Below are 5,343 nucleotides of genomic sequence, written 5' to 3'. Positions count from 1 at the left end.
CCATCCCTGTCGTCGAGAGTCCGCTGACCCCTCAACCCCCGACCGTGGTGCTGTTTGGGCGCAATCGAAGCGGCAAACCCTGCGCCGCCTGGTTCGACGGCAATCAGGCCGAGGCGGCCACCGCCCTAGCGGCGACGATGAAGTTGCGCGTGCTGCCGATCGCCGACGATGGTCGGCGGGCGCTCGCGCTGCAGCTTGCCCACGGCCGGATCCTGCCGAGCGGCAAGGCCCACGTGCCGGGCGCTCGTCGCGATCTCTACGGCCGCCTCGTCGCGCTGGCCGGCGAGAGTGCCGGTCTCAGCATCACCGAGTGCCCTGAACAGCGAAGCGAGCCGACCGATGCGGCGGCAGCTGAGACCGTCATCGGCGATACCCCATCACCGCAGCCCCCCGCACCTTGCGAGCGCGATCGAGCTGCCGCGATCACGGTCGCGCCGGTCCAGGCGACGGATGCGGCGGACGGCCCAGCCAAACCGAAGTTCGGCGACCACAATTTCGTTGGCAGCCTGATCCCGCGCGATCGCGACGAGATCGGCCTCGGCAGTGTCGTCCTCGCCCATGAAGGTCCCGAGGAAGGTTGGTGGGAAGCCGAAATCATCGGCATGAACGGCCGGGTCTTTTCGTGTCGCTGGCGTGACTACGACCAAGGGACCTTCCTTCGGCAGCCCGGCGAGCTCGCCCTGATGCCCCCCGGCAAGGAATAGCCCCCGGCGGCAGTGTCCTGCGCCTGGGCCAGTCATCGCCGGCCCGGGCGACCCTGCGGCGACCCTGCGCGTCCGCCGCGCCAGACCCCCTTCTCATCCTCCGAGGCTATGCATGACCGACCTCCTCGACGTCGGGCGCGTTGCTGCGCTCAACGACATCCTGCGCCGCTCGCTGTCCGGCGGAACCCTCGTCCTCACCGCCGGCGTCGTCGCGCTCGGCCGTGAGCGGCAGCAGATCATCCTCGACGCCATCGCCGCCTTCGACCGCTTCGAGCCCGACAATGATCCCTATGGCGAGCGGGATTTCGGCGCGGTGGAAGCCGCCGGGGAGCGTGTGTTTTGGAAGATCGACTGTTTCGACCGCAGCCGCGCCCGTGCCTCGCCGGACCCGGCCGATGCGAGTGTCACCGCCCGCGTGCTCACCGTCATGCTCGCCGAGGAGTATTGAGGTGGACTGGCACGAGGACGCCCCACCCGGCGCCGCCCAGCCATCGGCGCAGGGATCACCGACCCGCCGACGCCTGCTCGCGCTCCTCGGGAGCCTGCCGGCGATCGGGAAGGAGGTAGCGGGTTCTGGGCGGCCGTCGCCCCATCCGGGCACCTCTGGACCGGTCATCGACCTGATACCGCGCTTGTTTGCGGAGTTTCAGGCGCTGCTCGATCGGCACGAGGCCGCGCTGGCGTACTGCGACTGCATCGAGGCGACACTCCTCGGACAGATGGACTACCCGCGGGTGCCGTTGCCGCCCGATTGGGATGGGTCGCATCGCTATGCCGGCGACGCCGGGACCATCGCCCACGTCATCTCATCAAGTCGCCATCGGCGGCGCCTACAGCGGGTTCTCCAGCGTCGGCAGCGGCGATGGGCCGAGGCCGCCCAAAGGACCGGCCTAACCGCCGCCCAGGGGCAAGAGGCGGCCCTCGATGCCGCCGTGCTCGACCTGGCGGACGTGCTGCTCACGACCCCCGCCAGGACCCTCGACGCGGTGGTGCTGAAGCTCGGTGTCCTGCTCAGCACGCGCGAACCCGGCTCCCATGCAGAGACGACATCGCCGTGGCGCGAGCTCCGGCTGATCCTCGTAGATCTCAGGGGCCTCGCCGACTGAGGCGGGTCGGGCTCGTGACCGTGCCGCCACGGCGCCTGCTTACGCTCAGGTCGCAGCGGCACCGGCCTCGGGACGTCGGCCTCGGTCAGCAACGTCGCGACTGAGGCGGACCGAACCACCCATCATCGACAATCAGGATTGGAAACACGTCATGGACGAGACTCACGGACTATCGCTATGGCCGATCCTCGGGGTTGCAGCAGTCGCCGGCGTTGCCGCCCGGGACCTCACCAAGCGGAAGGGCCTTAACAAGCGAAGCTGAATTGCAGAAGACTGGGCGCTAACCCAGCCCCCCAGGATGTGCTCGATGGGTTATTTGCCGAGAGTTCCGGCTTTCTCACCCGTCAGCAACAGGGCGTACGCGGACCGGTTCGCCATCCAGTCGAAGAAGGCGATCAGGCGGTCGTAAACCCAGATGCCGTCCTCGGGTGCCCCGTCGATGCTGTCATCGTGGTTGATCGGCGTCGGGCAATCGTCGTGGCGCAGGCAGAAAGCGATGCTGTCTGGCGTCATGCGGATATCGTCCACCATCTCGATGAGATCGTGATAGGTTACGAGGATCGGTCCGTCGCTGGTTATCGTCGCGCGGTGCTTGTTCGTATCAAGCTTCTGGTGAAATATGTTCACGTTCGCTCCTTGATCATGTTGCGTCATGCGGCCATGACAACTGTCGCTCGAACGAATTTGTCCGAACGACCATAAATCAGGTGCCAGCTAGCGAGCGTCGAAAAAAGCCGCACCTCCCGTTTCAGCGTATCGATTATGCTGCTGGGTCAGACGGGTTGGCATCGGCACACGAACAAGACCGGCTGCGCGAGGTTATAGACTTAGCAATCCCGGCTTCAGGCCAGTCGTAGGGAGGGAAGACTGCACTTTCGTCGAAGGTGCCGCTAATCATTTTGCGGTTTGCCGGCATCGCGGGTCGCTGCTTCAGCCCAATGCGTGACCACCCGCCTCTCGCTGCCCTTGTCATTCGCTTCCAGTCGTAGTGCTGATTGGTTCGCGAGATCGAGAAAGCAGCGGCAGGCAATGGCGGTGCAGGACAAGTACTTTTGGCCGCCGAAGTGTACGCTGTCATTTTACCGGCGTGGCGCCGCCCTCGGGAGCTTCACCAACCGACGGCTGGATCTGAGCGATACCTTGATGCTCCAGCACGACGCGAATCAGCTGACTGTGGAGTTTGGCTTGGTGACGGAGAGCCGTCGTTGGCTGTGCTGGGACGAGAAGAACTTGGCCAAGATCGAGGATTTGATCCGCTACGACTTAGGCTTCGACGGTTACGCGGTCACCATTCGGCGATGCGCAGCAAACATCGGGATGCCCTGCGATGAGGAGTTTCGGTGGAAGCTCTGGATCCGACTGCGGTAGGCTGGTCCCGTCCTGATGCCGGCGGCGAATCCCGCCAGGCTCGCCGCCCCGGGTGACCGCCCCCCTTGTCCCACAGGCTTCGTTCCGTCTTGATGGGCCCGCGGTTAGAGGAAGCATCGTGCAGGTCGAGGACGTAGCGGGAAGCCCGACGGGAACCGACACTCACGGTAACGTCATGCCGTTGCGCCTCTCCGGTAGTCCGACCGTTGCGCATTACGGCTGGTTGCGGCTGGAGGACGCCTTGAACGCGCTCGGCCGGCACGACCACCCAGACCTATGGGGCCGGCTCCATGGCTGGTCGGACATGCCGTTCCGCTGGGCCCGCAAGGAGCGGCGGTACGTCCGCCATGAGCTGCGATTGATGGGCAGGCGAGCCCGGCTGCGACGCATCACGACCGAACTCGCGCTCACGCAACTCGAACGGAGGGCCTGTACGCGCTTGTATAAGACGGTGCGTACGACGCTGCGCGAGGCCTTTGAGGCCGGTCGGCTCGCCGCGCACGCCGTGCATCACGTCACCGGCGTCCGCAGCCCGATGCTCGCTCCGGGGGTCTGGCTTAAGCAAGCTCGACCGATCTTCTATACCGGCCGTACGGTGATCCGCGAGCCTGGGGTGCCGGATCAACTTGCCGACGTGGTGATCGAACAGAGCGCCTTTGACCGCTGGATTGAGGCGCACCGGAAGGCGGGGGCGAAGAATACGAGCGAGGCCATGCTGCGCCGGGCGGGCGAGCTCATCGGCGCGCACGAACGCGCGCACGACTATGGCATCACGCGCGATGAAGCGTTGCGGCTGGTGGCCGACGCGGCGCAGCAGCATGGCCGGGAGGTAAGCGAACGGCGATTCAAGAAGCTCGTGTGGGCGCCGCGTAAAGCGAAGGCGGGCCGCCCCGCGAAGACGCAGAAAGAGCAGTTTGTTCAGCACCGTGCCGACTTGTTCATGCAGGTTGCGGCGCTGTTTGCGAGTTCGGCGAGGCCGTGAGCACGGTGAGATGCCGACGACAACCTAGACACATAGCCCATGCAGGGCGGGTGAGCTCCGCTCCAATTGCCGAAAAGCGCAGTGACGACGGGCATATAAATCCGCACGGGTAATCGCGGCGGAGATTGGCGCAATGCGCCTATTAGCCCGCAATGGACCCAGTAAATGGATAGCCCCGCCACAAACAGCGAGGCCATCCATGCCCCCCGTGCTCTCGACCGATCCGCCGGATGCCGCCCGTGCGCAGCTGGCCGCGCTCGGGCTCGACAACTTCGAAAATGCCGCCGACGTGGCTCGGCGGCAGCACGCCATGGTGCGCGCGCTAGGCCGCACCGAAGTCCCGCCCGGTCTAATCCGCCGCCTCGGCCAGTGCACCCCCGAAGCGTGCGGCCTGCGCCGCTGCCGTGACGGCTGCCACCATGGTCAGCGCGGCCTACGCGCTAACTTGATCCCGCAAGCCGACTCACTGCTGCGTGCCCAGCCCGGCCAGCTGCTCGCTCCGACCCTCGTCCATCCGCGCTGGGAAGCGCCCTACGCAGCGGGCCCGGGGGCGATCTCGATCCCGGCGGTGAAGCAGCACGTCAAGCGCGGCTTCATGCGTCTCACGGCCAGCACGGGCAAGCGCCCCATGGCGGTGGGCGCCTTCGAGGTCAGCCTCAACCGGGATTTGGCGGGTGTGAAAACCTGGGCTGGGCAGGTCCACCTCATCGTAACGGGCGCGACGCGGGACGAGCTCCACGCGGCGCTCGGTGTCGGTGATCGCTACCCGCTGCCGCCCTACGCCAAGCCCCTCGTTGTCGAGGACGTGAGTAACACGGCGCGGCAGCAGGCCTATGCGCTGAAGCGGTACGCCGAGCAGCGCATCGCCTACCTCGGCAAGAACGGGCGCCAGGCGCGCAACCACCTCCCGCTTGATGGCTGCGATCAGCGCACGTTCGACCGCTGGCTCTGCGGGCTCAGCCTGGGCGAGCGTGTGATCCTCGTGGGATGCAAGCGCCTCAATGGTCAGCTTGTGAGCTTGATGTCATGAGCTGTGTACTCACGAAAGTTCACCATAAGCCGCCGTGATTGACGAATTCCAGCTAGAAATCACCCGTGCTCACGAAGATCAACGTCATAAACTGCTAAAGCTGCAAAAGGAACACTTCATGTCAACCTACAAGCGTCACCCCAAACCCTCCCC

The 5,343-nt window shown here is 65.7% G+C and carries 7 protein-coding genes; 6 read left to right on the top strand and 1 reads right to left on the bottom strand.

Annotated features, from left to right (window positions below; genetic code table 11):
- The 3 genes from FV227_RS30200 to FV227_RS27615 all read left to right on the top strand — a co-directional run.
- The coding region (locus tag FV227_RS30200; RefSeq protein ID WP_246688382.1) for a hypothetical protein at positions 1–704 on the top strand (704 nt) is incomplete at its 5' end.
- Positions 705–816: 112 nt separating this feature from the next.
- Positions 817–1,152 carry a DUF3768 domain-containing protein gene (locus FV227_RS27620; protein ID WP_147860378.1) on the top strand — a complete coding sequence of 112 codons (336 nt, stop codon included), beginning with the start codon at positions 817–819 and terminating at the stop codon, positions 1,150–1,152.
- A 184-nt stretch (positions 1,153–1,336) separates the two neighbouring features.
- On the top strand, positions 1,337–1,810 hold the full coding sequence (locus FV227_RS27615) for a hypothetical protein (RefSeq protein ID WP_246686364.1): 474 nt from the start codon (positions 1,337–1,339) through the stop codon (positions 1,808–1,810).
- 312 nt (positions 1,811–2,122) lie between these two features.
- Here FV227_RS27615 and FV227_RS27610 read toward each other — a convergent pair whose 3' ends face one another.
- On the bottom strand, positions 2,123–2,437 hold the full coding sequence (locus tag FV227_RS27610; RefSeq protein WP_147860377.1) for a hypothetical protein: 315 nt from the start codon (positions 2,435–2,437) through the stop codon (positions 2,123–2,125).
- Between the two features lie 315 nt (positions 2,438–2,752).
- On the opposite strand from FV227_RS27610, the gene FV227_RS27605 reads away from it, so the two are divergent.
- From FV227_RS27605 to FV227_RS27595, 3 genes are all read left to right on the top strand, one after another.
- Positions 2,753–3,178: a hypothetical protein gene (locus tag FV227_RS27605; protein WP_147860376.1), complete on the top strand. Its 426-nt coding sequence runs from the start codon at positions 2,753–2,755 to the stop codon at positions 3,176–3,178.
- A 118-nt stretch (positions 3,179–3,296) separates the two neighbouring features.
- Positions 3,297–4,160 carry a hypothetical protein gene (locus tag FV227_RS27600; RefSeq protein ID WP_147860375.1) on the top strand — a complete coding sequence of 288 codons (864 nt, stop codon included), beginning with the start codon at positions 3,297–3,299 and terminating at the stop codon, positions 4,158–4,160.
- A gap of 199 nt (positions 4,161–4,359) precedes the next feature.
- Entirely contained in the window at positions 4,360–5,190 is an 831-nt protein-coding gene (locus tag FV227_RS27595) for a hypothetical protein (RefSeq protein WP_147860374.1), read from the top strand.
- The last annotated feature ends 153 nt before the right edge of the window (positions 5,191–5,343 follow it).

The sequence above is a fragment of the Methylobacterium sp. WL119 genome (assembly GCF_008039875.1).
GTDB lineage: Bacteria > Pseudomonadota > Alphaproteobacteria > Rhizobiales > Beijerinckiaceae > Methylobacterium.
The sequence above is the reverse complement of the archived record's forward strand: the minus strand, read 5'-3'. Positions and strand labels throughout refer to the sequence as shown.